This window comes from Microvirga medicaginis (genome assembly GCF_052658925.1).
Map to the genome: position 1 here is coordinate 1 of NZ_JBQWEL010000048.1, position 4,933 is coordinate 4,933.

Annotated in this window: 5 protein-coding genes; all 5 read left to right on the forward strand. The window is 63.5% G+C overall.

Features of this window, described 5'->3' with window-relative positions; genetic code table 11:
- On the forward strand, window positions 1-1,541 hold a 1,541-nt coding region (locus ACUXUR_RS26615), incomplete at its 5' end, for a putative bifunctional diguanylate cyclase/phosphodiesterase (RefSeq protein ID WP_445505360.1).
- Between the two features lie 854 nt (window positions 1,542-2,395).
- Window positions 2,396-3,103, forward strand: coding sequence for a 7-cyano-7-deazaguanine synthase QueC (gene queC / locus ACUXUR_RS26620; RefSeq protein ID WP_445505361.1), 708 nt, complete (start codon window positions 2,396-2,398; stop codon window positions 3,101-3,103).
- Window positions 3,104-3,111: 8 nt separating this feature from the next.
- A complete protein-coding gene (gene queD, locus ACUXUR_RS26625) occupies window positions 3,112-3,468 on the forward strand; it encodes a 6-carboxytetrahydropterin synthase QueD (protein WP_445505362.1) in 357 nt (118 codons plus the stop codon).
- Window positions 3,465-4,196 carry a 7-carboxy-7-deazaguanine synthase QueE gene (queE, locus tag ACUXUR_RS26630; protein ID WP_445505363.1) on the forward strand — a complete coding sequence of 244 codons (732 nt, stop codon included), beginning with the start codon at window positions 3,465-3,467 and terminating at the stop codon, window positions 4,194-4,196. The genes queD and queE overlap by 4 nt, the downstream gene beginning before the upstream one ends.
- Window positions 4,197-4,213: 17 nt before the next feature.
- On the forward strand, window positions 4,214-4,933 hold a 720-nt coding region (folP, locus tag ACUXUR_RS26635; protein WP_445505364.1), incomplete at its 3' end, for a dihydropteroate synthase.

The window sequence follows — 4,933 nt, forward strand, 5'->3', positions numbered from 1 at the left end:
GGATCAAAGCCCTGCATCCCGACGATTGGGCACTGGCGCAGCAGCGGTGGATGCAGTCGGTGTCCTCGGGCGAAGCCTTCGACCTAGACTATCGGGTTCGTCTGGCCGATGGAAGCTATCGCTGGTTCCGCGCCCGCGCGGCGGCCCGGCGAGCCGAGGATGGTTCCGTGGTCCGTTGGTATGGGACGCTGGAGGATATTCATGATCGGAGGCTTGCCCAGGAGCAACTGCATTGGGCCGCCTATCATGACGATTTGACGGGCCTGCCCAACCGCAGTCTCTTTCGGGAGCGCCTCCAGCAAGCGCTCGACCAGGCCGATCGGACGGGAAATCAGGTCGGCCTGCTGATCCTAGATCTGGATGACTTCAAGCAGATCAACGACCGGTTCGGGCACGATGCCGGGGACGGGCTTCTGAGAGCATTTGGCGAACGGCTGGCTCGTCTCGTGCCTCCGGGGTCCACCGTTGCCCGCTTAGGCGGCGACGAGTTCGCCGTCATCGTGACCAATATCAGCGGCGAGGCGGAAGTCGGGGCGACGGCCGGAGCCATTCAGACCGGAATGCAGGAACCTCTCAGGCTCAGCACCGGAGCACAAGAGTGCCGCACCAGCATCGGAGGCGCTGTCTCCGGCGGACCGAGTACCAGCGCGGAGGACTTACTGAAACGGGCAGATCTGGCGCTTTATAGCGGCAAGTCGGCCGGACTTGGCGCAGCCATGATGTTCAGACCGGTCATGCGCGAAGAGGCCCAGAAAACCGCCGCGGCTCTGGAAGTCGCCCGCAAGGCGCTGGCGCTCGACTGGATCGTGCCGTTCTATCAGCCGAAGGTGGCGCTGGTGTCGGGCGCACTGGTCGGCTTCGAAGCGCTCCTGCGCTGGTATCACCCTCGCCTGGGCCTCCAAACTCCCGAGACGCTGGCACCCGCCTTTGGCGACACGGAACTCGGCACGGCGATAGGCGAGCACATGCTCTCCTGTGTGCTCGCCGACATGCGCGGCTGGCTCGATGCGGGGCTCGATTGCGGTCGGATTGCGATCAATGCCTCGCCCGCAGAGTTCCGCCGCGACACCTATGCCGAACGGGTACTCGAGCTTCTCCACCAGGCGGATGTGCCACCGCGCTGTCTTGAGGTGGAGGTGATCGAAAGTGTGCTCCTCGACCGCAGCGTGGCGAATGTCGAACGGACGCTCCGCACCTTGAGCACAGCAGGCGTGACGATTGCACTGGACGACTTCGGCACGGGCTATGCCTCGCTTACACATCTCAAGCGGTTCCCGATAGACGTGATCAAGATTGACCGCTCATTCATCGGCGACATAGAGATCGATGCGGACAATGCCGCGATTGTCCAAGCGGTGCGGAGCCTCAGTCACAATCTCGGCATCGCGGTGGTGGCTGAAGGGGTGGAGAACGCTGCCCAAGCATCGCTCCTGCGATTGTCTGGCTGTGATGTCGGGCAAGGCTATCACTTCGGACGCCCCATGCCTGCCAGAGACATCCCGCAGTTCATCGCAGCATGGACGCCCGGTATTCTCCTTTAGAGCGGCCGGCATGCGCGGGCGCACCGATTGCGGCGCCCTTGTTGAGCGCATTATTGGTTCTTGTGCAGCCTGAGTATTAATCCAACTTCTCGCCGGCCGGGGCAGCGGTGGACATCATCCGTCGGTTGGTAGATGAAGACCTGCTCGCGAAAGCGGAAATCTGCTCAAATTCCCTCTAAGGACCGCTCCGGGTCAGGAACCGAGATTCCCTACGCTTTCGGGACGTCCGGTTCGACGAGCATTGCTGCCTTCGGGCTTAGGTCTCAGGCGTGCCACTAGCGGTCGTTCCCAGATCTGAAAGGTGCCCGATCTGTCCGGTGCCAGCAGTGCGGCAAGCAAAAACTGTGCATCGGCGTGGCACTTGACCCCGCATTCGGCATGGACGGATGACCCTTCCTCTGACGATCAAGCTGCTGTGCTTCCATTTCTTTTCAGTCTTCGATCCAGGGTTATGCTTGCACGCCTATAGAGGGTCACTCACTGTGCCGGTTCACAGCCGATATGGCCAGAGCCAACACGCGCGCATCCTCAGCTACTCGTTAAATTTAGGTGGCAGTTCCCGGATCTGCGGATCACGTTCTAAGATCAGCTTTCGCGATCACATGTACAGCAGTCGTACGTTGGCCCCGGTCGTGCTCTGATGGGATAGTCTTCCAGCGTGACGGTTTTTCCGATCCACTCCCCGTTGACTTCCTCTCAATATGAGTCTTTCTACGCGGGAAAGCGGATGGAGCGCTCTTGTGCCCCATCCGCTCGCATTGCGGGTGGCACCTTTTCAGGTGCGATCCGTCTCATGCTTATCGGCCCGTGAGCCGATCCGGTCGCAGCCTACCCGGTCAAAACAAGGAGCCCTCGTGAAGACTCTCGTCATCTGTTCCGGCGGATTGGACTCCGTCACGCTCGCCCACAAGGTCGCGGCGGAGCGAACCCTCACCCGCCTTGTATCTTTCGACTACGGCCAGCGCCATAAAAAGGAGCTCGACTCCGCGCAGGCCTGCGCCGCCCGCCTCGGCGTGCCGCATGACATCATCGACATCTCGGCCGTCGGACGCCTCCTGACCGGATCGGCGCTGACCAGCGGCGAACCCGTTCCCGAGGGGCATTACGCGGAAGATACTATGCGGATCACCGTGGTGCCCAACCGCAACGCCATCATGCTCGCCATTGCCTTCGGTGTGGCTGCGGCCGAGCAGGCCGCCGCCGTGGCGGCGGCCGTCCATGGCGGCGACCATTTCATCTACCCGGACTGTCGTCCAGACTTCATCGAGGCGTTCGAGGCGATGCAGCGCCACGCCTTGGACGGGCTGGCGAATATCGCCCTCTACACGCCCTTCGTGCGGCTGAGCAAAGCCGACATCGTGCGCGAGGGCGCCCGGCTCGGCGTGCCCTTTGCCGAAACTTGGTCCTGCTACCAGGGCGGCGAACGTCATTGCGGAAGATGCGGTACGTGCGTCGAGCGGCGCGAGGCGTTCCACCTCGCCGGGGTCGAGGATCCAACCTCATACGAGGATCCGGATTACTGGGTCGAAGCCTGCCAGCAACACCAAGCGCAACAATCATAGGCCCAGCCATGTACACCATTGCCAAACGATTTGCCTTCTCCGCCTCGCACCTGATCGGCGGCCTGCCGGCGGAGCACCCCTGCTCCCGGCTGCACGGCCACAACTATGAGGTCGAGGTTATTCTGCAATCGGCCGAACTCGACCGGGTCGGCTTTGTCCGCGACTACCGTGAGCTCTCGGAGCTCAAGGCGTTCATCGACAACACCTTGGACCATCGCCATCTCAACGAGGTTCTCGGACACGACCAGACGACCGCCGAGGTCATCGCCCAATGGCTCTACGACTGGTGCAAAGCGCGCTGGCCGGAGGTTGCGGCCGTGCGGGTCAGTGAGACCCCGAAAACCTGGGCGGAATACCGCCCATGAAGGGCAGCATCCGCATCAGTGAGATCTTCGGTCCGACCGTTCAGGGCGAGGGCCCGTTGATCGGCCGCCCCACCGTGTTCGTGCGCACGGGCGGCTGCGATTACCGCTGCCGCTGGTGCGACACGCTCTACGCGGTGCTGCCCGAGTTCCGCGAGGACTGGACCCTGATGACGCCGGCCGAGATCATGGGGCAGGTGGAGGAGCTGTCCGGCTCCACCCCGGTGCTCGTGTCGCTGTCGGGAGGCAATCCGGCGCTTCAGCCGCTGGCACCGCTCATCGCACTGGGCCGGCAGAAGGGTTACACGTTCGCACTGGAAACCCAAGGCAGCGTGCCCCAGCCGTGGTTCGCTGCGCTCGACTGGCTCATGCTCAGCCCGAAGCCGCCCTCCTCGGGCATGGACACCGACTGGCAGGCCCTGGACGAGTGTGTCAGGGCCGCGGCAGGTGGACCGCAAAGCGTTGTTAAAGTCGTCGTGTTCGACGAGGACGACTATGCCTATGCCCGGCGGGTGGCCAGCCGCTACCCGGCTCTGCCGGTTTACCTGCAGGTCGGCAATCCTGCTCCGCTGGTGACCCATGCCGGCCCCGGCAGCGAGGAGACCGACGCCGCCGCGCTCATGGAGCGCTTCCGTTGGCTCGTCGACACGGTGGCGGCGGATCAGTGGTTCACGGCGACAGTCCTGCCGCAGTTGCACGTCCTCGCCTGGGGCAACAAGCGAGGCGTCTGATGAATTCGGGATCGACCATGTCACCAACCTTGACCCGCCAGGGCTCGCGCACCCTGATCATGGGCGTCCTGAACGTCACGCCCGACTCGTTCTCGGATGGCGGCCTGTTCAGCGACCACGAGGCCGCGCTTCGACATGCCCGCGAGATGGAGGATGCTGGGGCCGACATCATCGACATCGGTGGGGAGTCCACGCGCCCGGGACACACGCCAGTCGGAGCCGAGGAGGAACAGCGACGCATTATTCCTGTCATCCGCGACCTCGCCAGCATTCTCAATGTGCCCATGTCGATTGACACCTTCCGGGCTGCGACCGCTCGCGCGGCCCTGGCGGCGGGCGCAAGGATCGTGAACGACATCTGGGGCTTCCAGTATGATCTCAATATGGCCGCTACTGTGGCCGAGCATGGGGCCATGGCGGTGGTCATGCACAATCGGGCGGAGGCGGATCCCTCGCTCAATCTCATGGTGGACATGCAGCGCTTCTTCGAGCGCTCCCTGGACCTCGCCCGGCGGGCCGGCATTCCCGACACGCATCTGATCCTTGATCCCGGCATTGGCTTCGGCAAGACGGCCGATCAGAACCTTGAGGCCTTGCGCCGCCTGCCCGAGCTCAGGGCCATGGGCTTTCCTATACTTGTGGGCGCCTCCCGCAAATCGGTTCTCGGCCGATTCTACAAGCCCGAGGTGCCGCCGCGCGACCGGCTGTACGGGACCTTGGGCGCTCACCTTGCAGCT